The following is a 25575-nucleotide window of genomic DNA, read 5'->3' as shown; positions in this document are numbered from 1 at the left end:
CAAATTTGTAGACAGTCGCGCGTGAGCGGCTGCCGCCGGCATAGTAATTCACAAATTTCATCGGACCACCGGCTCGGAGGGGTTGAACCGCACGTAACGTCAAATTGTACGATCTCGAACAAGTAGCGAGGGTCTCCGGCGGGCCGACGCCTCTGACGAGTTCAAGGATGGCCGATGTCTCAGCCTGTTCAGATCTACACCGCACGACACTATGACGGTCCAAACCTCCTACATGCTTGGAATTGCCTGCCGTTTTTGGTCCATCTTGGCCGAACCACAGGGACGCCGGAGTTGAGCGCATCTCCTTTCGCCAATTGTGAGAGAGTTCGGGTCCGTTCAGACGCTCAAGGCCGCATTGGACCGTGTACTCTCCCTCACAAATCGACTTGGTATGATGCAGCACGCTCCCATGCGCCACGAGGCTGTCCGACACAGAACATTTTTGGTGGCGATAGTCGGGCGCAGTTAACTCGCATCCACGACGAGCAGCGATTGTCCCTTATCAGCCACCTTCGGATGCATTCTCCGTCGCGCTGATCCTGCGGTGAACCGACTGATGGGTCAAACCCGAGTTCCGGCGGCGCGTTCAGCCGTCCTCCCGGAAGTGCGGCCAATCCGAGCCTTTACCCTACTTTCTCAGACACGCACCGTTGAAACTCACAAGAAGGCCATTGCGGCGCCAAGCACTCTCAAGAGGATATCGTGAATCGAAGGCAGCAACTTTTTTCTCCTCGAAGCTACCGAGCAGGTCGGCATGTGACCGCTTTCATTGCTTTTGTGGCAATGAGCTCTCCAGGGGCTGCGGCCCGAGATCGAGGGGCTACGGAGGAGGAGAAACAGGCGTGCACCCCGGATGTGTTTCGGTTGTGTAGCGGCGCCATACCGGATGTCGCTGCAATCACTGCTTGTCTAAGAACAAAGCTCAACAGCTTAAGTGACCCGTGTCGGTACGTGATGTCGGCGCATGACGGCACAAAAGTGAAGACGGACTCGAAATGACCGTCGAACCAATGTGTCGCAATCGCGCCACGTGTCCTGATCCACAGGATCGTGGCTAGCGCGTCGTGACTAGAAATAGCCTCGAGGGTCTCGCGTAGACCCGACGGCTCTCAAACGCCGAAGAGTCGATTTGTGTTAGAGCGGATGCGCGAATGCAGAAATTTCCATTCGATACAGTTCTGATTGCCAACAGGGGCGAGATCGCCGTCCGTATCCTGAAGACCTTGCGACAGTTGGGCTTACGTTCAGCTATCGTCTACCACGATGTGGATGCGGCCACGCCAGCCGTTTCCATGGCGGATACAGCAATCGCGATCGAGGGCTCTTCCCCAATTGCTGCCTATCTTGACGCCGAGCAAATCATCGCCGCCGCCCGCAGAGCTAATGCCGGCGCGTTGCATCCTGGCTATGGGTTCTTGTCGGAGAGCGCCGATTTTGCGAGAGCCGTCGCAGGGACCGGCATTGCATTCGTCGGGCCAGCCCCCGAAAGCATCGAGCTGATGGGTGATAAGATCCGCGCCCGGAGATTTGCTCAGCAGATCGGATTTCCGGTAGGCCCCTCAGTTATCGAAGAAGACGAACCGGAAACCTTCGCATCCAGAGCTCGGGCCCTTGGCTTACCTTTGCTGGTGAAACCTTCGGCAGGCGGTGGTGGCAAGGGCATGCGGATCGTGCGCGATCTCGACACCCTCGACGACGCAATTGCTCAAGCTGGACGCGAGGGGCTGCGCTACTTCGGAGATAGCCGCCTCTACGTGGAGCGCTATGTTGAGAAACCCCGCCACATCGAAGTGCAGGTGCTAGGCGATTTCTTCGGAAATGTCGTCCACCTGTTCGAACGCGAGTGCTCGGTACAGCGCCGCTTTCAGAAGATCATCGAGGAGACGCCTTCGCCTGCCCTATCCGTAGAATTGCGGGAACGGGTCTGTGAAATAGCGGTCGGCATCGCTCGTAGCGCCAACTATCGAAATGCAGGAACCGTCGAATTTATCTTTGATGGACAAGAGTTCTACTTCCTTGAGATGAATACTCGGCTTCAAGTCGAGCATCCCGTGACTGAAATGGTCACTGGCATCGATCTCGTTGCCCAACAACTCCATATCGCCGCGGGGCACGAACTCACATTTTCGCAATCCGACATCGTCTCCAAAGGTCATGCAATTGAAGCGAGGCTATACGCCGAAGCCCCTGAACGGGAATACGCGCCAACCACCGGTAAGATTCTCATGTTGGAGTACCCAGTGTGCGACGGCGTGCGCATCGATAGCGGTATCGTCCAAGGTCAGCAGATCACGCCAGCATTTGATTCGATGCTCGCAAAAGTCGTCGCACATTCAACTACACGCCGTGATGCCGCATTGAAGGCGGCACACGCGATGCGACAGCTAGTTCTTCTTGGCTGCGAGACGAACGCCGACTTTCTGGCCCGCCTGCTCATGGACGACACATTTTTGAGCGGCCAGATCCATACCGGTTATCTCGATGAACATCCGCACCTGGCCATAGGCCCATGTGGAAGCGACCTGCCCGCCATTTTGGCAACCGGAGCACTCCTGACAAGGAGCGTTCGGAATTCGGCAGACGCCGTGCCCAGGCTTCACGCGGAGCTCGGCAAGTGGAGAAACTGACGTGAAGCACTGTTTTGGGCTCAATGACGAGAACTATGAATTGTGGCTTTCACCTGGCCAACACGACTATCGCCTTCACTTGGGCGATGAGGTAATTGCGCCGGTGGCACTCTCAGATCATTTAGACGGAAGCGCTCTCCTTGTCATTGCAAGCGAGGCCGTGCCGGTCAGATTTGCAATCGAAGGTGACACACTTCACCTGCATATCCGTGGCAGGACACACATCCTGCGATACCGCGATCCATTGCGAGAACTTGGGAGCTCGGACGAGCAGGCAAGTCATCTTGTGGCCCGCGCGCCAATGCCCGGCGTCGTGGTTGCGATCGCGGTTTGCCACGGTGATGTGGTCTGCGCAGGCGCGACGCTGATGGTGGTCGAGAGTATGAAGTTGGAAGTTGTCGTACGTGCCCCTCGTGGCGGTGTAATCGAGCGCATTCACTTTGGTGTAGGCGAAAGCTTTGAGCGAGGCGTGGCTTTGGTTACGTTTTCCGAGGAAGGGCGCTGACATGCAGCGGATCGTCTCTCGGGTGGACACCACGTCGCAAGAATTTCGTCTCAACGAGCTCCATAACCGCCGACTTGCGGCCGAACTGAAGGAACGACAGCGTTCCGCTCGCTTCGATCGACCCGCGAGAGACCTTAAGCGTCTGCGGCAACAAAACAAGCTCTTCGTTCGCGATCGGATCGATGCGCTGCTTGATCCAGAAACTCCATTTCTCGAGCTATCAACGCTCGCGGGCAACAAGGCCTACGATGGTGAGGTGCCAGGCGCAGGGCAGATTGTCGGCGTTGGCATTGTTGCTGGTCGCGAGGTCATCGTTCACGCGGATGATGCCAGCGTGAAGGGCGGCGCTTGGTATCCGTTATCCGTCAAGAAAATTGTGCGGGCGCTGGACATTGCAATCGAGAACCGTCTTATGGTGGTACATCTTTGCGACTGCGCCGGCGGCTTCTTGCCTCTGCAAGCGGAATTCTTCGCAGATCGCTACCACGCAGGCCGAATCCTGCGCAATCAATCAATTCTCTCTAAGATGGAGGTGCCGCAGGTCGCCATCGTCATGGGCCACTGTACTGCAGGAGGTGCCTACGTTCCGACCCTGAGCGATTACAACATCATTGTGCGGGGGAATGGAGCCGTCTTTCTCGGCGGACCTCCGGTCGTAAAGGCCGCCACCGGAGAAGTCGTATCAGCCGAAGAGCTCGGTGGCGCTCAAATCCATACGAGCGTGTCGGGAGCGAGTGACTACCTCGCTACGAGCGAAATGCATGCGATTGCCATCGCGCGGGACATTGTCGCTCACATGAAGCGTCCAACGAAAGAAGCCGTTGATCGGGCCGCTCCGGAGCTTCCCGTCTACGGCGCATCTGAGCTATACGGCATCATTCCAAAAGATCCCCGCGTTCAATTTGACATTCTGGAGATCATCGCTCGCCTCGTGGATGGTAGCCGGTTCCATGAGTATCAGCCTAGCTATGACCAAAGCCTGATATGCGGTTTCGCGCGTCTTCAAGGTTATCAAATCGGGATTGTTGCAAATAATGGCGTGCTGCAGAACCACAGTGTTCTGAAGGGCGCTCACTTCATCCAACTCTGCGACAAGAACCGAACGCCATTGCTCTTCCTCCAGAATACCACTGGCTTTATGGTCGGACGAGAATACGAACATGATGGCATCACCAAGAATGGCGCCAACCTCATCATGGCCGTTTCCGCAGCATCGGTCCCCAAACTTACAGTGATCTGCAACGCCTCTCACGGAGCAGGAACATTCGCTATGGCTGGTCGCGCGTTCGATCCCCGCTTTATGTTTACCTGGCCGCAATCGCAGATTTCGGCCATGGGCGCGGAGCAAGCGGCAGGCGTACTCACCCATGTCAAAGCAAAGCAATTGGCTCGTGAGGGAGGGCGCTTGTCGGACCAAGAACTGGCAGCCATTCGAGAACCAATTATGAAGGAGTATCGGGCGCGATCAGGCGCCTATTATGCGACTTCGGAGCTTTGGGATGACGGCATTCTTGATCCCGTAGATACCCGAAACGCGCTCTCAATCGCCTTAAGCGCGTCGCTTAACGCTCCAATTGAAGCGCCCCACTACGGTGTCTTTCGAATGTAGCCTTGCGATTCGCGCGCAGCGAGTTGGGCACAGCTTGACTACGATCCGTCGCGCTGACGCTCACTTCACACGTCGGAGAGCTCCAAATCTAGTCGAGCTTTCCACTCCTCCCGACGCGCTACTCCCTTTCGGCGGAACGCACTTGTTTCCACCGACCCGAAACCAGCAACAAGCTGACACCTGCCGAAGTCCCGCCCATGCCATGCCCGAAATGTCATGCCAATGATCAAAACGTGTCACATGATCCCTGGAGCGGCCGCCCTGTGATCGCCTGTAAAGCCTGCGGCGACTTTGTTGAGAACGAGTTGATCGAGCGCGAAAGAGCATACGCCATCATCACCGGAGTCGTGGCATCTCACTTGATTGGCGAGCACAAGGGTGGCGCTCAGCGCGTCGCATGCGAGATCCTCGAAGCTCTTAAGAGTGCCGGCTTGACGATTCATCGCGCCTGACTTGTTGAAGCTCGCCGTATACGACGATTGATTGATCAACTTAGCCGCGGCAAGGCCATCTACCATGATGGCTTCCGTAATCCCTAACCGAAGAGAACGTTCTGATGGCAATCTAAACATACAAACTCCAACATGAACCGAGCTACGCGCGCTTCCATGACCGTAATGGATCGCACCATCGGCGACTATAGCGTCTGTCGATGTTTCGAAAATCGGACGATCTCCTCCTTGGGCCATCGTAGTGTCGAAGGCAGGACTGGAAACACACAGACGACGCGCTTCGCGGTCGCGTGGATTGAAGAACAAGCATCTTGAGAGGACTTCTATGGGCAAGCCAGTTGTAATTGTGGTCGGCGCGGACAAAGGCGGGGTCGGAAAAACGACCGTATCTCGCACGCTTTTGGATTATTTTAGCGCGAATAATGTGCAAACCCGCGCATTCGATACCGAGTCGCCTCGCGGGACACTGAAGCGCTTTCACCCTGCGATTACCGAAATCGTCGACATGACGAGAACCGCGGACCAGATGAAGATCTTCGATACGCTGAACTCGGGCCTGTCCGTCACGGTCATCGACGTTCGAGCCGGACTGATGTCACCAGCCCTGGCGTCCCTACGAGACATCGGCTTTTTGGACGCCGCCCGATCTGGCCAACTTACCTTCGCCGTGTTTCATGTGTTGGGATCGTCCATCGCCTCGCTAGACGAGATCGCGGAAACAAGCGATTTCATGGGGGGCGCAAAATACTTCCTGGTCAAGAACTTCATCAACGACACCCAGTTCTTTCAGTGGGATCAGTCGACCTACAATTCCTACTTCAACCGCATCAAAGACGCCACTGATCTGACCATCCCGAAACTTAACGAGATGGCCTATGAACAGGTCGAGGTCGCCTCTGTTCCGTTCGTCAATTTCGTTGCGAACAAGGGACAACACGAGGACGCCGCGAACTTCTCGTTTGTGTTGCGCGGTTACGTACGGCACTGGCTTGCCAATGTCTGGAGCGAGTATGACCGGATCAACCTAACAGACCTCGCGGGCGCGAAGTCGGTGACCCGTGCGGGCGAAAGATAGCCGCTTGCGGACCTATGCGCACTGGTTTGGCGATTTTGCCCACCCCCGTCTACATCATCTGCTCTGCAAGCCCGCAGGTCGGAAAGACACTGATTGCTCGGCTCTTGAGCGAATTCTTGCTGCTGAAGAACGGTGCGGTGCTCTCCTTCGACATCAACCTAAGGGAGCCGTCCTTGCTCGACTATCTCCCTTCCATCACAGAGACAGCGGATGTCACGGATACCTATGGCAAAATGCAGCTAGTTGATCGACTTGTTCTAAACGACGGAGTGGCCAAGGTGATCGACCTTGGCTTCCACGCATTCGACGAGTTCTTCAAGATGTGTGGCGAGATCGGCTTCCTGAGCGAGGCGATACAACAAAGGGTCGTACCAGTCGTGCTATTCGTAGCGGATACTGACCGTGTCTCGGCCCGTGCGCATGAAATGCTGCGGCGGCTGATTCCGACGCAAATTCTGATCACCGTCCATAACGAATTCTTCGTCCGCGGCGACTTGTTCGAGGCCATGAACCAGGGCCGCGTCATCCGTTTGGCGGCACTGCCGGCATTTCTACATAACTACATCTGCCGACTAGGCCTGTCTTTCACCGGCTATCTACGCCATGAGAGGGACTCTACGTCGGAACTTCATCAGTGGATTCGGCAGAATTACACGATTTTTCGCGATATCGAAATGAGCGTGATCCCCCAATGGTCGTCTTGACGCAGAACACAGGTGATCCGAAGGCGAGAATTGGAGTCGATCTGTTGCGAGGATCTAGAAATTGTAGGTGTGCCGAATACCTCTGATCCCAAACGCGGGTATAGCCAAATTCACTCGCACGATTGCGTCTCAGCTCGAACACTTTGGCATGCAGTTTAGGTGCATTCGCCTGAGCGGCGTAACACCGGTCACGTTCTTTAACGGGTGCTGCTGATACGCATCGGCCCCGCCAATGAGAGCGAGCCGCCTCGGGACCTACGACACAGGGAATGATAAGTGAATCTCTCCACATTCATTGAGCGCAATGCAGCGTTCGCTCCTAACAAAGCTGCGATCAATTTTGAGGGCGGCAATTTAAGTTACGCCGACCTTAATGGACGCATCGGCCAGGCTGCACAAGCTCTACAAAGTGCGTTTGGCGTCAAGAGAGGCGACCGCGTCGCTATCCTGAGCCTCAACCGCCCCGAATATCTAGTTCTCCTCTACGCTTGTGCCCGGCTCGGGGCGATATTGGTTCCGTTGAATTGGCGATTGGCGGTGGCCGAGCAGCTTTTCATCCTGTCCAACGTTGGTGCTAAGGTTCTGGTCCTTGAGCAGGCTTTCGAAGCAGTTCTGCCGATTTTGTTGGATACGCTGCCCGATATTGCAACCGTAGGCTTCGGCTTTGCGTCTTGCAGTGCGTGCACGTGGGAAGGCTTGTTGGATCAAACAGAGGGAGACAGCTGCGATTCCTGCGCAGGCCTGGCCGACCCACTTCTGATCGTCTACACGTCAGGCACCACTGGCCGGCCGAAGGGAGCGGTGCTGCGCCAGGACGCCTTGCTCTGGAATGGCGTGATGAGTCAACACATGCATGCCCTGACACCCGACGATCATGTGCTGACCGTCTTGCCGTTATTCCACGTCGGTGGGCTCAACATTCAGACGACGCCTGCACTACATCTCGGCGCGACTGTCACGATCCATCCGCGCTTTACGACTGAGGCTACCCTTGCCGCGCTCAAAGATGACCGCCCCACTTTGACCGTCCTGGTGCCTGCGACCATCCAGGCCTTGACCGACGATCTCACGTGGTCCAGTACCGATCTTTCATCACTGAAGGCGATTTCCGTCGGCTCAACGACGGTGCCGCAGTATCTGGTTGATCGCCTGGTTGCCCGCCGCGTGCCGGTCCTCCAGGTTTACGGCTCTACGGAAACGAGCCCCATTGCGATTTATACAAGGCTTGGCGGAGACCTTTCGCGGAAGGGCTCGACCGGCCTGCCCGGACTATGCTGTGAAGCGGTTGTCATGGATGATGCCGGTAACGAGCCGCCCGCAGGGACTCCCGGTGAGATCGTTGTACGCGGGCCCAACGTTTTGCAGGAATATTGGGGCAATCTTCCCGCCACGCGCGAGGCTATGCATGACGGGTGGTACCGTACGGGCGACATCGCCCGTCGCGACGCCGACGGATACTTCTGGGTCCATGACCGTAAGAAAAACCTGATCATTTCCGGTGGAGAAAACATCTATCCGGCGGAGGTCGAGCGCGTACTTTTGGAGCATCCTGATGTTGCGGAATGCGCTGTGATCGGTCGACCCGATCCCCAATGGGATGAGGTGCCGATAGCCTATGTGATCAGGCGGCCCGGATCCCGTATAGACGCGGGAACACTCATAACGCATGTGCGATCGCATCTTGCGCGCTTCAAGGCTCCGCGCGAAATTCTCTTTACGGAGGAATTGCCTAGAACGGCACTGGGCAAGGTTCAGCACGCTATACTCAAAAGACTGGATTCTCGATTAGATAAAAAGGATTTCGGCGACTGATGACCCCACTCTTGGCGGGGTCGCATGCTGCCTGCGCCCTCGCCCCCATGCGCTTCATCCGCGCGCGGTGGTCGCCCGCATGTGTCAAAAGAACCAGCGGGCATCTCAGTTTTGCAGCGATCGCGTTTTGACGCGGGGAAGAGCAATATTCCGGGCAGCCGTTGCCTCGACATTTTGGATAGTCGGCGAATCAACCATCGTCGAGCCAATAAGGATCAGATCGACTTAAGTTGTGTGTCACGAGTCATCACCGAGTTTTCGGGACGGAAGTTGACACACGCGCGAAAGATGTCAGGTCTTGTCGATTTGTCGCTTCAACAAGCGCGCGAAGGCGCCACACTTGCTCGGTATGAAGTCGACCGAGGTTGCTTGAAGAATTGCAGAGCAGAATGCACATAGACGGCCGGAGACTACTCGATACCCGTTCAAAACATCAGCTGCTTCGATATAGCTCGCGGACTACGGCAAGCAAAGAAAGCGGACGCTCACCAGCTTTCCAGGGGCGGCGACAGACCGTCATTGCGACCGACAATCTGACTTTCGAAAGGTGTGTCGATCTGAAGTAAGACTGACGTGCACGACCCGATCCCCTCTCATCCTGGGGCCGCTTGAAATATCATTGCCGCTGGCTGGCGTGACGTTCATAGAATCGGGCCGTGTGTTGATGAGTTCGCACTCGCGCAGCAAAGGTCAATCGCCGCGACAGATGGCGGCCCGCTTACCTGAACAACGCGGTGGCCTCTGCCCTCCGCGCCAAAAGGAAGTAGCGGGCAGCTGAGACATGCAAATGTCTTGAGTTTTGCCGCAGCACTTCCGAAAGGCCTTGGTCGCCATCCCCCGACGCCCATTTACCCAAACCTGAAAGATCCACGTGATTCAGATTCCACCACCCAAGGGGCCCACCATCCGACATTGCTTGTCCGATCGGAAACCGCCTTCCGACTCGGCTATACTGTCCTGCGCGAGGGAGTTGCGGGAATTATACCACCGATACTCGAGGCTAGTTGACGGCATCTCGTTCGGCCGGTGGCAGCGCTGGCTCCTTCTCGAACCTGCCTCCGAGGTCCTAACGCTCGCTTTCGGCGGACTGCTCCTGTTGCTGGCGCTTGCCATTTCGACTACTCGCTCCCGCTCCCAAGAGGAGTGTTTGAAGGCTTCCGATGTCACGGCTTGTCTTGTCGGCCAGTTGACCGATGCGACGGTTGGCGGGGGGATTGGCCGTGGCGTGCCGATCCTTCTTGAGGATTTGCCCGACGCGCTAATCAAGGCTACGCTCGCAACCGAGGATCGCCATTTTTATGACCACGTCGGGATCGATATCCCACGAGCTCTCCACGCACTGCTGGTAGCGACGCAGAACGGCGTCCGTGACCAGGATGATTTCTCGATAAGTCAGCAAATCGCCCGAACTTTTCTTTTGAATGCCGGGCGCGGCATTGAACACCCTATCAAGCAGGCGTTGCTTGCGATTTGGCTTGAATGGAATCTGACCAAAGATGAAATTCTGAGACTTTATCTAAACTGTGTTGATATGGGCAGCGGCATTCTCGGCGTTGATGGTGCGGCGCGTTCTTACTTCAATAAACCTGCCCGCGATATCACTTTCGCTGAAGCTGCGACGCTGGTCGGCCTGATTAACGCGCCGACCGCTCACATCGACCGGACGGCAGCGCAGGCTCGCGCTAATGCGGTACTGGACAACCTGGTCGAATCCGGATTCATGACTGAAGTCCAAGTGCTCGAAGCACGCCAAAAGGCGGCCAGTGTGGTCCTGAGAAGTAAGGAAACTCGACCGAATTAGACGTGCAGCTCAGAATCGTTACAGATTTTCCCAGATGCGCGCGCTGCGAACAGACGGCGGTCGTTCCATCGCAAGACCAAACTCACCTTGATTCTTGCAACGATTTACCCGAGCTCATTCCGAAGGTGAAGTATAGTGATACGATCTTTCTCGTTGTCGGCTGTTGTTAGGTGGCGTTAAATTACGTACCTAACCCGCCAACGACGTCGGCTTCGAACTTCGAGTCTGTGTGTGTCTACGCAAACTTACTTCGCTTGCAACCACAGCCGCACCCGGGCAAAGATCCTCTCACCTTCTCGACTTCTGTCCCGCTGTGTCTGTTGCTTGAACCTGTTATAAAGCTACCGAGTTCTCAGCCCGTACAATCATCCCCTCCACCGCGTCGCCGCTTGACGATCAATCTGTCGTCGACAGCACCAGCCGGAACTCCTCACCGCACATCTCAAACGCGCCAAGCTGCCTAAAAATCGGACGGCAGCGCCTCGCAAACAAATCCAAAAAGAGGAGATGCACGGCCAGCTGCCCGCAGAGCCCTTCTACACGTGAGACTTCGTTCACAGCCCGTCCAATACCCATGGACAATCTCTCCGGCCATCACCCTCGCGCCACTCATGCGGCCGAGATAGCTGTCGAGCATCTGAGCAGTCGTCAAAAATAGAACCAGGCGGTAGATCGCTAGACCGAGCATTGGAACCGATTCACGAAAACTGGTCAGATCGGCTTCCTCAACGCCTGCCGCACGATCGGTAACGATCGAAATCGCGGCCCCGGTTTTGGACGTCCCCGGAGAAAACTCGACCAGAAACATCGCGTAGTCGGTACCACCTTCGAAGCGAATATCCCGCAGACTCGGGGGAACGTCGCATCCTTCGCCGAATTTGGCTCCTTTTGATTGCAGCGCGAAAATCGGGCTCTGCTGAAACAATTCATCGGTCTCGGCGCCGTGAGGAGCCGTCTCGAGTTGGATCCCCCTGTCTCGCCGCCAATGCAGAGTCGCGCCACGAAATTGCAGACCGAGCGTCGGAATTGCGACGCTGACGCGCCGCAAGGAGACGTCACCACGAACCAATGTACCGCAGACCCCGTCAAGCAAGTCTTCTGCTGAGTCGCTCGTCGTAGCGTACTACACAAGCCACCCCGGAAGGTCGACGATCTGATCCGGAGTAGCAGGCTTCATCAAAAGTCCTCGTGGATTGTACCGGTCTCGGAACGTAGCGGGCCATTGTGCCCAATTGCAGCGTCCAAAGAAGCGAGAAGACGTGAGGCCGAAGCAAACGCAACATGCGTTCGTCTCATCGAGTAGTGATCGTGACATTTTCGACGTGCCGCCCTCCCCTGCGAATCGCAGTCCTTCTTTAGAGGGCGCCTGCAGTGCGGCATTCTCGCTCTACGCAGAAAACGCTGAAACGAATCCTGACTTCCGCAAGATTTACGGCGAATGGCTGGAGTTTCGCGAGGACATCGCGACCTGGTTCAGAGTAGCGGAGGCGAGCTTCGAATCCAATCTCTATAAGCTCCAAAAGACCTAATCAAAGTCTCAGGCTCGTCGCCAGCTGATTAAGTGGAGCTGTGAGACTCGAGCACTGTCCTTTAACCAATCCTCATTTGTGGAGCCGGAGTTCGGCCAACTTCGGCAGCAACGCCGGTTATGATCTTGCGCAATCACATCGGTGCGGCATCCGTATGAAACGACGCCGGCCATTACAACGGTTTCCGAAATGCCGGGGAAGCGGACTGTTGCGTCTCACGCGAGAGATCGCTGTGAACTTGCTGTTGTCGACCTAGTATTACTCGCTGTCCCTGTAGTGCGCGGCTACGGGCAAGAGCCAGACAATCGCGCATATGATCACCAATTGCCTTGCCCACCAGAAGACAGTGCTGTTCGTGTCGCAGAAGACGGCGGCATTGGAGGCCGTGAGGCAGCGCATGCACGCGATCGGGCTCGGCAACTACTGCCTCGAAGTCCATTCGACCAAGGCCCAGAAGTCGAGGGTGCTCGAGCAGCTTGCCGCCGCCCGGCGCGAGCACAATCTTGTCACCGAAGAGCATTGGTCGGCTGCCGCCAGCGAACCGAAGCGGCGGCGCGACCAGCTGAACAAGCTTGTCTCTGCGCTGCATCGGCGCCGCCCTACCCCGATTGGAAAGGTGTATTTGCCACTGCTCGATATTGGCGGGCAGAACGCCCTGACCACCCTCAAGCGCCAGTTCGGCGACTCAAATCTGCTCGCGACGATTGGAAACAACTTCGCATTCACCATCCAAAGAGTGACGAAGTCCAGGACGCGTTTCGCGCCGCTGCGGATGATCAGCGATTCGACGAGCCGTGGTGCTTTTACCTCTCCCAACATGGCTACAACACCATGTTTATCCTGTCCGACTTGATCATCATCCAAGGGATTTTTCGAACGGTAGGAATCCAAGATTTTGCGGACGGTCAGCGAAGACTGATCAAAGAAGTGACGGACGCTGCAAACAATTTGTTGGAGTTTGCTAAATCGTTCACCAAAGCCGTATGGCTCGAGCATTTCGACGACAAAATCATTTGCGACAGATTGTTCGACGTTGTCCACGCTCCCATTGTCGACGATTTGACTCTCCCCTTTTTCGTGACATTACCGTAGGCGCCGCCGCTTGGCCCGAAGACTGGCATTTAGGAGCCACTATGCAGAAAGCCTGGCGCTCTGAGCGCCGGGCTTTCCTCGTTCTCTTTATGCTAGTGCTCAGGGCGTGAGATGAAGACTTTGCCACGATCGCTCTTCGAACGTGATTGAGCCGGAGCTCCTCTTTTAATTGCTGATGTGCCAGCCCGAATATCAACCGTACCTTGATGGTGGCGGCAGGTGTCCGCAGATCGAGACAAATCAGACGCCAATGCCCACGATGCTTAGCTTTACTTCTCTGGATCTGAAATGCGGATCAGCATCTTCACGTGCGGTCCCGCCCGTTTGAAGATCGGCTCCCAGAAGGCATAGGCCGTCTCGGCGAAACTCGCGCCTATGGTAAACTTCGTGAGCGCCGCCCAATATGCGGTCTGTCGGCGGCAGCCCTGTCCCTCGACAAGTTGCCAGATAAATTGAGCGACCTGGCGCGCGTACGTGCTCGGACGACCTCGGTGGTTGGGCACGATCTCAAGCCGGATGGTCCCGGTGTCGCGCGTCTCCGGCTCGGTGATATTGGCAAGCCAGATGAAGATTGATGGATCAATGCTCGCGGCATAGCCGTCGCGCTCGAGCTGCTGATTGATCATAGAGAACGCGGTGGCGGCCTCTCTGAAGCATTCGCTGAGAATGAAGTTCGCCTGATTCTCCAGTTTGCCACTCTGAAGATCGTCCAACAATCTGACCGCCTCGTCAGTGAGCCTCCGCATGTATTGCAGTTGCAGTTGCCCTCCGCTGTCAGCTGGTTCCCTCTGCACAATCAATTCGGCCGGATCCGCGCAGAACTCCGCTACGGCTTCATTGAGGACTGTCAAAGAATTGCTTTCAAGACGGTACCCGCCGATGCCTTTAGCCGATTCGCCTCTCACCGGCGTCTCTACGAGGCCCTTGGCATGGTCGAACGCAGCATTCAGGCTAGATGTCATGTTTTCAGGGGCTCTGTTTTGATGGTCGGTGGTGATTTTCACCATCATGCCGGTAGCGTTGAAATCTAGCAGTTCCTTCTTGGGTAACGATGCCGCATTCTGAGACCCAGGCCCCGCAACGGGATTAGGAACCGTCGCTTGCGCTGCAAGGGTCAGCCAATCGTCAACGTCTCGGCTCGCCGCCGCGGTAAGCTCCACCAAAGAGCGTCGCGTACAGCGCGTATGGCTAGCACGCCGCTTTTTTTGCGTGTAGCTCATGAGTTATTGACTCCTCCACAAAGCTTCTTCAAGATCCAGCGCCACAACTCATGAACTTCCGCCGAGGCTCTTCCCTCTTGTGCAAACTCGGTCACGCCTAATCCTGCCCCAAGCGCGTCCTGGTGATCATTGCGTTGCCCAACATAGGGAAGCGCAAGCACACCGAGCGAATTGAGCGACGTTGCAGCTTCACTCAAGCGGCAGCCCCGCGGTGGCGTCTGGTTGAGGACAAAAGCAAATCGGCGGTTGAGCCTACGAATAGCAATCAGCGTCGGTATCGCAGCTTCGATATCGGCGGGACTCGGACGCACCGGGATCAGGCAAAGATCGGCCCTCGCGATGGCGCGTATCGCCAGTGCATTGCTAGTGGCGGCCGTATCGATGACCGTAAGCCAGATCCTCTCAGCTTCAAGGCTAGCGAGCGCCCCTTCCATTTCGGCAGGATCGCAGACCTCAACGATACGCGGATAGGGATGGCCACGTCGCTCTTTCCATTTAGCGATCGTGCCTTGTGGATCCGCCTCGACAATTGCGACGCGCTCCCCGTTCGGCATGGCGGCGACTGCAATTCCGACCGCCAGCGTGCTCTTGCCGCTTCCGCCTTTTTGAGTGACCAGAGCAAGAACATACATCTCCTGCGCTTCCCGGATGACCATGACATGAAACGACGAATCGTCAAAAGAATCTAGCCTAACAGGCCTTGACCAAAACTTCCCCTCTCGTGAAGCGCTTCAAGAGCGGTGCGTGGAGCTCACGAGCAAGTCAAGCCCACCCACTAACGACAGACCGAACTATACACTGCTGAACGCCGGCCAGTCCAACCGTTTGGGTACCATGCCACGGCCAAGCTCCGAGCGGTTAAAGATGGCGGCCGCCCCGCTCAAGATGGACATAACGCACAACCACAGCGAGGGCGTTTTCCGCGGTCGAAGGGAGATTGATGCCATGTGAAACCTCATTCTCGCGCCTCATACATCCTCAACGTTCTGGAAAATGGCATGCATTGTTAGTGCTAGCTTGAGCAGGAGCAACGCGCAAAGGTTTTCGGGGTCTCTATGTGATGGTCTCTATGTGAAACAGACGCAAAATCGAAAACCCGGCATTTGTCTCTCACGACCGCAGCTCCACCTTTCAAGTAGAGCAGCACGCTATTCCATACCGACATGGACGACTTGGCCCGTGACCAGACCGAATGCATCGAACTTGGATTCATTCAGGACGCCTGCGAAAGCGAGATTGGCGTTGGCCATCGAAATCGGACCAACTGCCCTGAGCTTCCAGGCCAAACAGCGAGTTCGCTATTTGGCGGCGATATCCGATTGGACCGCCGACCGTGCCGCCGGTCGCATTATGGTACCCCATGTCAACGGGCGGAGCGACCACGCCGTCGGCGTTGACCGTTTCCCAACATTGATGAGCGGAGAAGCCGCCGCCATTGATGCCGATGTAGAAGCCGCTCCAATCATGACTTGGAACGACCGGTGGGGAGGCTTTGACGTGGGGCTTCGCGGCAAGAACAGCGGCAGAGGCAGAGGCTGCCAGCGCGATGAAAGCCATCGTACCCAGCAAGACTTTATTCATTCTTAATCCAGCTTCACATCTGTTGCCGCTGACGATTGCCATGTGACCACCTTCTCCATCAACTCCCAAGGTTGATAGTTGACTGAGCTTCAGCAAGGGCATGTCACGTCGTCGGTGCATGCTGTCTGCCCACTAGTTTCGCCCACCTTGTGTCCTTCAGAGCCCGCTGAGTGTGGGGTCGCGTATTGTTGTAGTCAGCGCCCCTAATCACAAGCCGAAGCCGGTCACGGAGCTCCCCATTGCGGAGTCTCGCCCGCCTCGCGCCAAGATGCACGCGGCCACCCTCGCGTGACGAAGCCGGCTAGCTATCGCCTAGCAAGACGGCCTCCGCTCGATAAATCGTGCCTGTGCATTTCAGTTCGCGACCCCTGCGCCCCGGTCGCTCCAGCGGATGAAGCGATTGTAAAGCGTCTTGTGCGGACCGTAGCCCTTCGGCGCGTCCTTCCACTGCAGACTGTTGCGAATGACATAGACGATACCACTGACAACGCGGCGGTCGTCGACCCGCGGCACGCCATGCGTCAACGGAAAACACGGCGATATGCGCGCGCGCCAGCCTCGACTTTCTCGGAGCTCTGATCGCGGCGTTCCCTACAAGATCCACACGGTGCTCACCGACAATGGAATCCAGTTCACCTTCCGGCCACACCAAGCGGACAGCCCGGCGGCAAGATACGTGACACATATGTCGATATGCGATGCCAGGAAAACGGGTTATAACATTGGCTGACCAAGATTAAGTATCCCTGGACCAATGGCCAGGTCGAGCGCATGAACTGCACGAAGGAAGCGACCGTCCAACGCGACCGTTACGATCGACAGGATCAGCTCGAATCTCACCCTGCCGACTTCATCACCGCCTACAACTACGCTCTGCGGCTGAAGAGCCTGAAGGGCCTCACACCCTACGAATACATATGCAAAATGCTGGACTTCCCAGCCCGAACGATTCAAACTCAACCCGCTCCAGCAAATGCCGGGACTAAGCAGTACCGCCACACCTCCGCTGTAAGCCAAGCCTGCTTGATGAGGTCGAGGAGCGCCAAAGGCGCATTTGCAAATGAGGCATGAGTATCGATTCTTGAAGCCATGCCCGGGCAAGGTGGCAGCAGCACGAATCAACATTGCCCCATCATCTCCCGCTTCCGCTAGCCTCCCGCCCCCCAACATCCTCCCCGTCTTAGCGCGCCTGACTGTGTCGATCACTTTGCTTGGCAACGCAGCATCGTGCTGCGCAAGCGCCCCCCTGATAAGGGCCACCCTTTTCTCACTGGCGTCGCCTTGGATAGCGACCGGGCTGCCGGCGTGAACTATCATGGCGCCCGCTGATGGATCAAAAAGGAAAGCCACGAGCACCTCAGATAAATCATTCAGTAGCGGTCAAGGCCAAGCGTGACGAACGTTGAGCGGTTTCTCGCGTTCGGGGAGCGGCGCTATTGCGAAAGTGGATCCGCCTGTCGGCTTCTCGTCAGGTGAATGCGGCACACGTGGCGAACTGAAGCTCGCGTAAAGGCAACCTCTTCCGGCGATGGAGTTGCCGGCGCAACGGCGCGAGCTTGGGTAGCACGCGGTGTTGTTTCCCCCGAAGCGCGCCCCGTGCCGATCCAACCTTAGCGCCCGGCAAGCCCCCATTCGTCGTACCGCATTGGCTCCCCTAGGCGGGCGCCTGTGAAAAGCAGACGGCTAGCAGCCCCCGTAGCCTTCGTCTCTTCAGAGATAAGCTCAGCACAATTGCAGCAGCGCGAGCGGCTTTCGCCCCTTCGGTCGAGTTGTCTATCGTTTGAGCGCTGAAGCCACGCGCTAACTCCGCGTCTGGAGGAAATACGACAGGACAGGGCAGCAGCATTAATGACGGTGGCCGACGCTGGGCGACGATCTGCATTTTTCAAGAGTGCAGCGCCCTCGTCGCCGATGTTTTGAAAAATGAACCGTTGTAACCTCCGTTGGAGATGGCGCGCCGCACTTAGTCAGCAGAATAACCAAGGTCGCGCGCAATTCGACGCGGCGGCTGCGCTGGCCGAGAAACTCTTCCAGGAGGCGCCAGAGTTGCACATCCTCGGCACCAGCCGGGAGCTGTTGCGTGTCGAGGGCGAACATGCCCACCGCCTTCTGCCATTGGCAAGTCCGCCGGAGAAGGCCAGTCTGACCGCTGCAAGCGCGCTCGCCTATCCCGCCGTCGAACTCTTCGTCGAGCGTGCGACGTCCGGAGGGAGCGAGTTCGCGCTGACGGATGCGAACGCTTGGGATGTCGGCAATCTCTGTCGCCGGCTCGACGGCATTCCGCTTGCAATCGAGCTCACCGCCGGCCATGTCGGCGCATATGGCGCCCGCGCCATGGTCCGGCTCCTCGACGAGCACTTCAATCTGCTCTGGGAGGGGCGGCGGACCGCCCTGCCCCGCCACCGCACGCTGCGTGCAACCATCGAATGGAGCTACAATCTCCTTTCCGAAGCGGAGCGCGAGGTTCTCGACCGGCTGTCCGTGTTCGTCGGCAGCTTCAGCTTGGACGCCGCGCGGGCGATCGCCGCGACCGCAAAGGACGATGACGCCATCCTGGCCATCATCGACAGCCTCGTCGCCAAGTCGATGCTTGCGTCGAGCGTCGACCGGCAATCGCCCCGTTATCGGCTCCTGGACGCCACCCGGGCCTACGCGCAGGAGAGGCTCGCCGCCCAAACCGATGCCGATGAGATGGCTCAGCGCCATGCCGCGTACTTTCGCGCCCTGCTCGAGAACACCGATGGCGCAGCGAGAGACGGCTTCCCGGCCGCCGCCGATCAGTTCGGCAACATCCGAAGCGCTCTGGCGTGGTGCTTCTCGGATCGAGGAGACCGTGGCATCGGGGTGGCGCTCACGGCCGCAGCTATTCCCCTGTTCTTCGAACTGTCGCTCCTGGCCGAATGCGAGCACTGGGCCGCGCGCGCCATTGAGGCGCTCGATGAAACTGCCGAAAGCGCGAGGCGCAGCCTTGCACTCTACGCCGCCCTCGGATCGGCCCGGACACTCACCGGGCAGTTCGACGATCTGGCCATGATCTGCCTCAACCGCGCGCTTGCGCTGGCAGAGAAGATCGGCGACCTTTCCGGCCAGGTCCGGCTGATCGATCGGCTGCATCTGCTCCAACTGCTCACCGGGAAATTCGCCGACGCCTTGAAGACGGCCAGAAGAGGCGAGAGCATCGCACTGGAGAGCGGTGATCCCGGTGCCCTTTCCCGCATGCACTTGGCGCTTGGCATCTCCTGTCACTATCTCGGCGAACTTGCCGCCTCCCGTGCGTACATCGAGGCCGCGATGTCGCGTTCCGGCGCGACGAAGGACGTCAGTGGCGAGCCGACGCTCGACTATCCCGGCCGCGCACCAATCACTTTGGCCCGTATTCTATGGCTCCAGGGATATCCCGACCGAGCCGTGGAAATCGCGCGAAAGACTGTTTCCGACGCGCTCACCATGGACAACCCCACCATGCTTTGCCGGGCGCTGCTCTGGGCGTTCGACGTGTTCTATTGGAATGAGGAGCTGGAAAGCTACGAAGATTCCATCGACAGGCTTCTGGCCGAGAGCCGTACGCACAAGCTCGCCACGCTCGAGATCGTGGCGGAAGCCATGAAAGGAATTACGCTGCTGACGCTCGGGACGACCGGTCCGGGTCTCGCGATGCTGAAGGGCTCGGTCGAGAAGCTGCAGAACCGCCGTTTCGGTGCGGTCGCAGGCTTGAGCGTGCCGCTTGCTGCGGCCCTGGTGGCGGCAAATCACGGCGAGGCCGCGCTGGACACGATCAACCAGGCCATCGCCCAGGCACGGCGTTGCGGCTTCCTGATGGAGATGCCCGACATGCTGCGGGTGAAGGCGGAGGCGCTGATCCGCAAGGCCACGCCCGACATGTTGCAGGCGGAGCAGAATCTCGCGCAATCGCTCGAATTGGCGCGCCAACAAGGCGCGCTCGGTTACGAACTGCGCACGGCAACCGTGCTTGCGCGGCTACGGCAGCGCCAAGGCCGCTACCGAGACGCAGAAGAACTTCTTGCACCCGTGTATGGCCGTTTCACCGAGGGGTTTGGCACGCGCGGTCTCAAGACAGCCTCGGATCTGCTCACTGAGCTGCGCTTGTCCCGGTCGGACAGGGTTGCGGCGCATTGAGCGGGCTCTTGGTGAGGACACCCGAACTACTGGGGCGCCAGCTGCGCCATCATTGTCCTCGCGCGGCGCAGATCGGCGATCTCGAAACCCTCGGTGAACTTGCCGTACACGGGCTCGAGAATATTCCGCGCGTCGGCCGGCCGGCTCTGGCTCATCCGCAATCGTGCCAGACTGATCGCCGTTCGCAGCTCCCAGAATAGCGCTCCCTGACCGCGCGCCACCTCCGACGCCTGGTCAAAGGCCTGCTCGGCGGCTGCCGCGGAATAATGCGCGCCGGCGTGTAGCAGCAATTCGCCCTTGATGCGCCAGAGCTCCGCCACATACCAGCGTTCGTCACGTGCTTCGCATCGCGCCAGCGCCTCGTCGATGGTCGCAAGTCCTTGCGAAATCTCGCCGGCTTTTCCGAGACATGTTGCTAGCTCCCCGAGGAGAAGCAGAAAGCGTGGCAGAAATCGCGCCTCGCCCGCCAGGCCGAGCGCCTTGCGTAGCAAGGACAGGCCGGCCTCGAGGTCGCCACCGCGCGCCACCACCATGCCCCTAAAGGCGCGTGCCCAGACGCTCCACAGCCGGATCGGGTGACGTTCGGTATGCTCGATCAGCATCGTGCAATAGCGCTCCGCCAGGACGAGATCACCGGCGAGAAAGGCAATCGGGCAGGCGCCCTGTCCGAGCACGCTGCAAAACGTCAGGGCATGACCGTTCGTGCGACCTTCCTCGACATTGCGATCGACCACGCGCAGCGCCTGATCCGCGAAGCCGAGCAGCCAGAGGATGCGCGCCTGGAAGTAATGTGCCGAGGCGCGCGGGTCGAACCGGAAACGGATGACCTGCGGCTTTGCCGTCAGGTCGGAAAGACGGGCCAAGGCCCGGTCGATGTGACGGTGCGCCAGCCGCTGATCGCCGAGATAATGCATGGTCGTGGCGAGGAGCCGTTCTGCCATCATCCGATCGACCGAATTGCTCGATCCGGCCACGACATCCGCAAAACGGCGCGCAAGTCCGAGTGCCTTGCGAAACTCGCCATTGTTGAACTGATCGATACAAAGGCCCCAGAGCGATCGCAGCAGATAATCATTGTCGCCGAGCTGCTCGGCGAGCCCAAGAGTTTCGACCCAGGCAGGACCCGCTTCCCGGGCCCTACCAATGCCATACATCAGCGACCAGGCGCGCGCAGCCGACAATTGCATGCGCAGCTGCCGCGCATTCGCCGCGCTGTCGTCGAGATGGGCCAGCGCCAGCTCGGTCCGCTCGCGGCATTCTGCAAGCAGAGACAATTGCACCCATAACGGGATCGCCGCCGCGGTCAGCGCCACTCCGATCTGCGCGTCGCCCTCGGGCGAGAAGGCCCAATCGAGGCCCGATCGCACGCTGTCGATATGGCGACAATAAAACTTGAGCCACTCCGCCTGCAGCTGGGTTTCGCTATCGGCTTCAGCTCGCGCAAGGAAGCCGCAATAATATTGAGCGAGACGGCGCGCCGCGCCGGCAAGCTCTCCGCAAGCGCGCAGCTTGTCCAATGCGTAAGCGCGCGTGGTATCCAGCAGCCGATAGTGAGGGTGATCACCGCCGATGTCGGCAAGAACGAGCGACTTGGCCACCAGATTGGCCAGCCGACCCGTAAGCTCACCGATGCCCTCGCCGGCCACCACGATCGCGGCTTCGAGCGAAAACTCTCCGGCGAAGACGCCGAGCTGCCGCAGGATGCGCGCCTCCATCTCCGGCAGCAGGTCGTAGCTCCAGTCGAGCGTGGCGCGAAGGGTTTGCTGCCTGGGTAGCGCCGTCCGTCGGCCGGTCGTCAGGAATTTGAACCTGTCGTCCAGAAGCACGGCAATCTTCGCTGGACTCAACATCACCGCGCGCGCCGCCGCGAACTCGATCGCGAGCGGAATTCCGTCGAGCCGCCGGCAAATGGAGGCAACGGCTCCGAGATTTTCCTCATCCGGCGCAAAATTCGAACCGAGCGCCCTCGCCCTCGTCATGAACAATTCCACGGCGGTGTAAGCAGATGCGCCGCCGCATCCGACCCGGGATTCGGGCGGCACGTCCAGAGGAGGAACGCGATAGACGTGCTCGCCGTCGATGCGCAGCGCTTCGCGGCTGGTCGCAACGATGGTGGTCCCGGGACAGCGGCTGACGATCGCGTCGGCCAGTTGAGCCACCGCATCGACGACATGCTCGCAATTGTCGAGGACGAGCAACAGCTGCCGCGCGCCGACCGTGCGTGCGACTGCCCCCGGCGAGATGTCCTCGCCTTCGAGCTTGATTCCGAGCACGCTGGCGACGGCCGAGCAAACCAGCTTGGGATCGGGCAGCGAGGCAAGCTCGACCAGCAGCCGATCCGCAGCAAAACCGGGCGGCGCCGTTCTGGCGGCTTCCAATGCAAGCGCCGTCTTGCCGATGCCGCCAGGCCCGACGAGGGTCACGACCCGATAGGCCGAAAGAAGCTCCCATAGATGTGCGATGGCGGTGGCCCGACCGATTAGATCGAACGATGCATTCGGAATGTTGGTCGAGCGCAATTGTTGGGATGCTGAAGATTGTAGCGGCGCATCCGTCTGGCGGATCTGCCATGACCCCAGCAGGCGATATCCGCGTCCGACGTCGGTTGCGAGCATGTCGCGGTCCGCGCGAAAGGCTCTTCGAATCGCGGCGATGTGCACCCGAAGTGCGCTCTCCTCGACAAAAACGCCCCGCCAGACACGCTCGGCCAAATCGTTCTTGGTGACCAGATCGCCTTCGGCCCGAACCAATTCCGCAAGGATCTCAAAGGCGCGCCCGCCCAGAGGAACGACCTCACCCTGCGCGCGCAATTCGCGCCTGGCAAGATCGATCTCCCATTCCGAGCAGGTGTAAACGGGACGCTGGCCCGACTCAGCCATCATTGGCACGGCCCCGAATGGTTCATTGGTCTTGCGTGCAGTTTATCACCATCCTTCCAGGAGACCAGTTTGCCAGGCGGAAGAGCAAGACCCGGGTTCCTCTTGCACCCCATACCCTTCAGCAGCCGCGGCAGATCGAACCTTCCAGCATTTTCTCAAGGCGGGCGTCGTCCTTGTCGATGGTCGCGTCCGTGCCGAGCAGAGGCCGCTTCATCGCATGACCGCCGCCCTCCGACGAGGGAAGTGCAGTGCCGAGCGAGTTCGTCCCAGGCGCCGCGGCACTCGTACCGAGCGCGCCGCCGTGTGCCATCGACATATGCGATCCCATGCCGCCGCGGGCAGATGCTGCGCCCGACAGTCCGAGACAAGCTACGACGCAAAGGAAAGAGAGCAGTCTCATGGCTTACACTCCGCATGTTCTATGACCTGCACTCTCAAGTGGGCGTCGCGATTGATTTGACCATGCACGAACGTGCGAACGATCATGACAAAAGTGACAGGATTCGATGTCGAAGATGGACCATTCGATAAACCCCGCCTGCATGCTGGTTATTTCCCCACTCGTCTTCTCGCAAGAGTGATGCGTACCGGACAGGTTTTTCCGCTGCACTGCCTATATGACTCGGTACAGAAGACAATTTCCGGAAACGTCACCAGCCGAGCAGCGATCATCGCCAAGCGACTCTCCGCACCTCACGAGCAATGGAGAATCGCCATGAATGTATTCAAGACCATGATCGCCGCCGCGCTGATCTCGACGGCAACGATATCCTCGGCCTCCGCGGCTTGGTCATTCGCCGACCAGGAGCCCGCCGCATTTGCATCAATGTATCCGGATCGCGACGTGCTAAACGGCGGCGCGCTGACGCCGGCAGGACGAATGGGCCTGGAGCGGCCCGGCGGCGCCGCGCCGGTGTTCGGAGCAGCGCACCCTTACGTCCGTCACTGGCATCGCTGAGCGAACGACGAAGGGCCGGCCTGCGTACACAGCCGACCACGCCCGTCCGTGAATCCGCACGGGAGTGCGTCCGCGCCAAGTGGCGCACCCCGCCGGTCTCGCAGCATCGCGACCGCGCAGAATCGACTGTCGACCGAGCCGCCACCACGACTTCGTGCAAAGGCGAAAATGATCGTTCGATTGATACTGCTGATCCCGCACGCGCATACACATGTCTGACGGGCGAGCCGAGGCGTTCCCGGCATCGCTTTGTCAAGGAGACATGCAATGACCAATCTGAAGCTCTTGTCGGCCGGGCTGGCCGTCGCCGCCATGATTGCCTCCCCCGCGATGGCTCGCGAAGGCGGCAACAACACGCGCCGCACGAATGTCGACTCCTATGCGTCGGTTCAGCGCGTGCCCGTCACCTCCAAGCGCAACTGCGTTCGCGCTCCCGACATCGGTGCATACGCGACCGCCCCCTGGCGCCGGCCTCCCTGCGAGCCCACCTCCGGCTACTGAGCCTGTGGGCCGTACGAGCCCTTGGCTGCAAGGCAAGCGACAGCGCTGAGTCGAGAATTCTCCTCTCAGCGCTTCGCGGATTCGACGTCGCAGATGGAAGGAAAATGGCGGCGTCATGCCGGCCGTTGCTCCAACCAAGCCGATCGCCGCAGCAATCGATCCTCGGCAACTTATCTTCCCAATCGCTAGATCAAGTCAGCCGCAGCCGCATTCCGCCACCGCCTCGGCGAGTCGCCCGCGAAGCGCCTGAATGTCGTGGTGAAATGAGCCTGGCTCTGAAAGCCTACCGTCAACGCAATCTCGACGATCGGCATCTCGCAATTTCGCAGCAAATCCTTGGCGCGCCGTATCCGTTCGCGCAGGATGTATTCGTGCGGGCTGCATCCCGTGGCGATCCGGAACTGGGCGGCGAAATGCATGCGACTCAAGCCGGCCACTGCGGCAAGATCCGCGAGCTGGACCTTCCTGCAAAAGTGACTTTCGATGTAGTCGAGCACCCGCTTGAGCCGCCACTTCTGCAATCCCTGAATCTGCCTGTCACTCGCACCTAGGCAGCCGCGGACTCGCCCTTCGAACTGCCCCGGCCTGCCTGACTGCAAGGCAGACAACCGCGCAACGACGGCAAGGCGCAGGGCGTCGACGCAGATAGCGCCACCGGCGGGCGTCAAGCTTTCTACCGCGGCGAGAGCTTCGGCCAGGCTCCGGACGACAGGATCATTCTCGTTGAAGGCGAGCATCCTTGTCGCGGAGACCGGCAGCGTCGCGGACACGCTGTGCCGTGGAACCCGGACGCGCAGAAAGCCAGTATCATGCGGTCGATCACGCGATACCCTGGACTCGCGCCGTGGATCGGTCTCGATCGCTATGACGAGGCCGAGCTGATCGAAGACAATTGCGGCCGCGTCCCGGGCCGGCAGATCGTCGCTGCGCGAAACGACGGCTTTCGGAAGCGGCTCGACTGATGTCATCGCGGCCGAGCGGAAGTCGGAAGCTCCGTCATCGGAGATGATGGCGGTTGGCTCGCAACCATGCCTCGGTTGTCGCGGCGGTGACAGCTGGGACATTGTTCTTACTCTAACTGCACTGGTCCAAA

21 protein-coding genes and 3 pseudogenes are annotated in these 25575 nt (G+C 58.8%); 15 read left to right on the top strand and 9 right to left on the bottom strand.

Going from position 1 to position 25575, the window contains the following annotated elements; genetic code table 11:
• Window positions 1–1151: 1151 nt before the first annotated feature.
• Genes SE91_RS02220 through SE91_RS02210 form a run of 3 tightly spaced genes read left to right on the top strand, consistent with a single transcriptional unit; the run spans window position 1152 to window position 4741 of the window.
• Entirely contained in the window at window positions 1152–2627 is a 1476-nt protein-coding gene (locus SE91_RS02220) for an acetyl-CoA carboxylase biotin carboxylase subunit (protein WP_061846402.1), read from the top strand.
• A gap of 1 nt (window position 2628) precedes the next feature.
• Window positions 2629–3132 carry an acyl-CoA carboxylase biotin carboxyl carrier protein subunit gene (locus SE91_RS34940; RefSeq protein WP_082813638.1) on the top strand — a complete coding sequence of 168 codons (504 nt, stop codon included), beginning with the start codon at window positions 2629–2631 and terminating at the stop codon, window positions 3130–3132.
• Between the two features lies 1 nt (window position 3133).
• Window positions 3134–4741: an acyl-CoA carboxylase subunit beta gene (locus SE91_RS02210; protein WP_061846400.1), complete on the top strand. Its 1608-nt coding sequence runs from the start codon at window positions 3134–3136 to the stop codon at window positions 4739–4741.
• A 236-nt stretch (window positions 4742–4977) separates the two neighbouring features.
• On the opposite strand, the gene SE91_RS02205 is transcribed toward SE91_RS02210, so the two are convergent.
• On the bottom strand, window positions 4978–5259 hold the full coding sequence (locus SE91_RS02205) for a hypothetical protein (protein ID WP_061846399.1): 282 nt from the start codon (window positions 5257–5259) through the stop codon (window positions 4978–4980).
• Between the two features lie 259 nt (window positions 5260–5518).
• Between SE91_RS02205 and SE91_RS02200 the strand changes: the two genes are divergently transcribed.
• The 4 genes from SE91_RS02200 (at window position 5519) to SE91_RS02185 (ending at window position 10585) form a co-directional block, all read left to right on the top strand.
• The gene (locus SE91_RS02200; protein WP_061846398.1) at window positions 5519–6268 is read left to right on the top strand and encodes a P-loop NTPase family protein; all 750 of its coding nucleotides are present in this window, start codon (window positions 5519–5521) and stop codon (window positions 6266–6268) included.
• A gap of 14 nt (window positions 6269–6282) precedes the next feature.
• A complete protein-coding gene (locus SE91_RS02195; RefSeq protein WP_502687122.1) occupies window positions 6283–6972 on the top strand; it encodes a hypothetical protein in 690 nt (229 codons plus the stop codon).
• A gap of 276 nt (window positions 6973–7248) precedes the next feature.
• A complete protein-coding gene (locus SE91_RS02190) occupies window positions 7249–8784 on the top strand; it encodes a class I adenylate-forming enzyme family protein (protein WP_061846397.1) in 1536 nt (511 codons plus the stop codon).
• 1147 nt (window positions 8785–9931) lie between these two features.
• Window positions 9932–10585: a transglycosylase domain-containing protein gene (locus SE91_RS02185; RefSeq protein ID WP_197489407.1), complete on the top strand. Its 654-nt coding sequence runs from the start codon at window positions 9932–9934 to the stop codon at window positions 10583–10585.
• A gap of 460 nt (window positions 10586–11045) precedes the next feature.
• Here the strand turns inward: SE91_RS02185 and SE91_RS02180 are convergent, their stop codons facing one another.
• On the bottom strand, window positions 11046–11678 hold the full coding sequence (locus SE91_RS02180; protein ID WP_156489416.1) for a hypothetical protein: 633 nt from the start codon (window positions 11676–11678) through the stop codon (window positions 11046–11048).
• A gap of 166 nt (window positions 11679–11844) precedes the next feature.
• Between SE91_RS02180 and SE91_RS02175 the strand changes: the two genes are divergently transcribed.
• The 3 genes from SE91_RS02175 to SE91_RS02165 all read left to right on the top strand — a co-directional run bounded on the left by SE91_RS02175 (window position 11845) and on the right by SE91_RS02165 (window position 13206).
• A complete protein-coding gene (locus SE91_RS02175; protein ID WP_061846394.1) occupies window positions 11845–12114 on the top strand; it encodes a hypothetical protein in 270 nt (89 codons plus the stop codon).
• A 313-nt stretch (window positions 12115–12427) separates the two neighbouring features.
• On the top strand, window positions 12428–12967 hold the full coding sequence (locus SE91_RS02170; RefSeq protein ID WP_061846393.1) for a DEAD/DEAH box helicase family protein: 540 nt from the start codon (window positions 12428–12430) through the stop codon (window positions 12965–12967).
• Window positions 12946–13206 carry a hypothetical protein gene (locus SE91_RS02165; RefSeq protein ID WP_061846392.1) on the top strand — a complete coding sequence of 87 codons (261 nt, stop codon included), beginning with the start codon at window positions 12946–12948 and terminating at the stop codon, window positions 13204–13206. Before SE91_RS02170 ends, SE91_RS02165 begins: the two co-directional genes overlap by 22 nt.
• Before the next feature lie 269 nt (window positions 13207–13475).
• Here SE91_RS02165 and SE91_RS02160 read toward each other — a convergent pair whose 3' ends face one another.
• The 4 genes and pseudogenes from SE91_RS02160 to SE91_RS02150 form a co-directional block, all read right to left on the bottom strand.
• Window positions 13476–14426 (bottom strand): hypothetical protein, encoded by a 951-nt coding sequence (locus SE91_RS02160; protein ID WP_061846391.1) that lies wholly within the window; start codon window positions 14424–14426, stop codon window positions 13476–13478.
• Entirely contained in the window at window positions 14423–15082 is a 660-nt protein-coding gene (locus SE91_RS02155) for a nucleotide-binding protein (protein WP_245318267.1), read from the bottom strand. Before SE91_RS02155 ends, SE91_RS02160 begins: the two co-directional genes overlap by 4 nt.
• A gap of 553 nt (window positions 15083–15635) precedes the next feature.
• On the bottom strand, window positions 15636–16109 hold the full coding sequence (locus tag SE91_RS36800; RefSeq protein ID WP_197489406.1) for a hypothetical protein: 474 nt from the start codon (window positions 16107–16109) through the stop codon (window positions 15636–15638).
• Window positions 16110–16379: 270 nt separating this feature from the next.
• A pseudogene (locus tag SE91_RS02150) lies at window positions 16380–16550 on the bottom strand (transposase); the annotation flags it as partial.
• 5 nt (window positions 16551–16555) lie between these two features.
• Here SE91_RS02150 and SE91_RS38185 point away from each other — a divergent pair.
• The 3 genes and pseudogenes from SE91_RS38185 to SE91_RS02140 all read left to right on the top strand — a co-directional run.
• Window positions 16556–16652: pseudogene (locus tag SE91_RS38185) on the top strand (IS481 family transposase); the annotation flags it as partial.
• A gap of 75 nt (window positions 16653–16727) precedes the next feature.
• Window positions 16728–17019: pseudogene (locus SE91_RS37400) on the top strand (IS481 family transposase); the annotation flags it as partial.
• 911 nt (window positions 17020–17930) lie between these two features.
• Complete coding sequence (locus SE91_RS02140; protein WP_197489405.1) at window positions 17931–20144, top strand: ATP-binding protein; 2214 nt, start codon at window positions 17931–17933, stop codon at window positions 20142–20144.
• A 26-nt stretch (window positions 20145–20170) separates the two neighbouring features.
• On the opposite strand, the gene SE91_RS02135 is transcribed toward SE91_RS02140, so the two are convergent.
• Complete coding sequence (locus SE91_RS02135; RefSeq protein ID WP_061846389.1) at window positions 20171–23026, bottom strand: ATP-binding protein; 2856 nt, start codon at window positions 23024–23026, stop codon at window positions 20171–20173.
• Window positions 23027–23141: 115 nt separating this feature from the next.
• A complete protein-coding gene (locus SE91_RS02130) occupies window positions 23142–23339 on the bottom strand; it encodes a hypothetical protein (RefSeq protein ID WP_245318265.1) in 198 nt (65 codons plus the stop codon).
• 168 nt (window positions 23340–23507) lie between these two features.
• Between SE91_RS02130 and SE91_RS37395 the strand changes: the two genes are divergently transcribed.
• Both SE91_RS37395 and SE91_RS02120 read left to right on the top strand, forming a co-directional pair.
• Window positions 23508–23981: a hypothetical protein gene (locus tag SE91_RS37395; RefSeq protein ID WP_245318263.1), complete on the top strand. Its 474-nt coding sequence runs from the start codon at window positions 23508–23510 to the stop codon at window positions 23979–23981.
• 267 nt (window positions 23982–24248) lie between these two features.
• Window positions 24249–24482, top strand: coding sequence for a hypothetical protein (locus SE91_RS02120; RefSeq protein WP_008560672.1), 234 nt, complete (start codon window positions 24249–24251; stop codon window positions 24480–24482).
• A 185-nt stretch (window positions 24483–24667) separates the two neighbouring features.
• Here the strand turns inward: SE91_RS02120 and SE91_RS02115 are convergent, their stop codons facing one another.
• Window positions 24668–25546 (bottom strand): helix-turn-helix domain-containing protein, encoded by an 879-nt coding sequence (locus tag SE91_RS02115; protein WP_061846386.1) that lies wholly within the window; start codon window positions 25544–25546, stop codon window positions 24668–24670.
• Between the last annotated feature and the right edge of the window lie 29 nt (window positions 25547–25575).

The sequence above is a fragment of the Bradyrhizobium sp. DOA1 genome, from assembly GCF_001593325.1.
GTDB lineage: Bacteria > Pseudomonadota > Alphaproteobacteria > Rhizobiales > Xanthobacteraceae > Bradyrhizobium.
The sequence above is the reverse complement of the archived record's forward strand: the minus strand, read 5'-3'. Positions and strand labels throughout refer to the sequence as shown.

Bases quoted from the DNA above. Each gene is read 5' to 3' on its own strand.
- SE91_RS02210 (WP_061846400.1), top strand. From the start codon at position 3,134: ATGCAGCGGATCGTCTCTCGGGTGGACACCACGTCGCAAGAATTTCGT.
- SE91_RS02115 (WP_061846386.1), bottom strand. From the start codon at position 25,546: ATGTCCCAGCTGTCACCGCCGCGACAACCGAGGCATGGTTGCGAGCCA.
- SE91_RS02140 (WP_197489405.1), top strand. From the start codon at position 17,931: ATGAACCGTTGTAACCTCCGTTGGAGATGGCGCGCCGCACTTAGTCAG.
- SE91_RS02130 (WP_245318265.1), bottom strand. From the start codon at position 23,339: ATGTCGATGGCACACGGCGGCGCGCTCGGTACGAGTGCCGCGGCGCCT.
- SE91_RS02135 (WP_061846389.1), bottom strand. From the start codon at position 23,026: ATGATGGCTGAGTCGGGCCAGCGTCCCGTTTACACCTGCTCGGAATGG.
- SE91_RS02200 (WP_061846398.1), top strand. From the start codon at position 5,519: ATGGGCAAGCCAGTTGTAATTGTGGTCGGCGCGGACAAAGGCGGGGTC.
- SE91_RS02160 (WP_061846391.1), bottom strand. From the start codon at position 14,426: ATGAGCTACACGCAAAAAAAGCGGCGTGCTAGCCATACGCGCTGTACG.
- SE91_RS02195 (WP_502687122.1), top strand. From the start codon at position 6,283: ATGCGCACTGGTTTGGCGATTTTGCCCACCCCCGTCTACATCATCTGC.
- SE91_RS37395 (WP_245318263.1), top strand. From the start codon at position 23,508: ATGACAAAAGTGACAGGATTCGATGTCGAAGATGGACCATTCGATAAA.
- SE91_RS36800 (WP_197489406.1), bottom strand. From the start codon at position 16,109: ATGCCCTTGCTGAAGCTCAGTCAACTATCAACCTTGGGAGTTGATGGA.
- SE91_RS02165 (WP_061846392.1), top strand. From the start codon at position 12,946: ATGTTTATCCTGTCCGACTTGATCATCATCCAAGGGATTTTTCGAACG.
- SE91_RS02220 (WP_061846402.1), top strand. From the start codon at position 1,152: ATGCAGAAATTTCCATTCGATACAGTTCTGATTGCCAACAGGGGCGAG.
- SE91_RS02155 (WP_245318267.1), bottom strand. From the start codon at position 15,082: ATGGTCATCCGGGAAGCGCAGGAGATGTATGTTCTTGCTCTGGTCACT.
- SE91_RS02170 (WP_061846393.1), top strand. From the start codon at position 12,428: ATGATCACCAATTGCCTTGCCCACCAGAAGACAGTGCTGTTCGTGTCG.
- SE91_RS02205 (WP_061846399.1), bottom strand. From the start codon at position 5,259: ATGGTAGATGGCCTTGCCGCGGCTAAGTTGATCAATCAATCGTCGTAT.
- SE91_RS02120 (WP_008560672.1), top strand. From the start codon at position 24,249: ATGACCAATCTGAAGCTCTTGTCGGCCGGGCTGGCCGTCGCCGCCATG.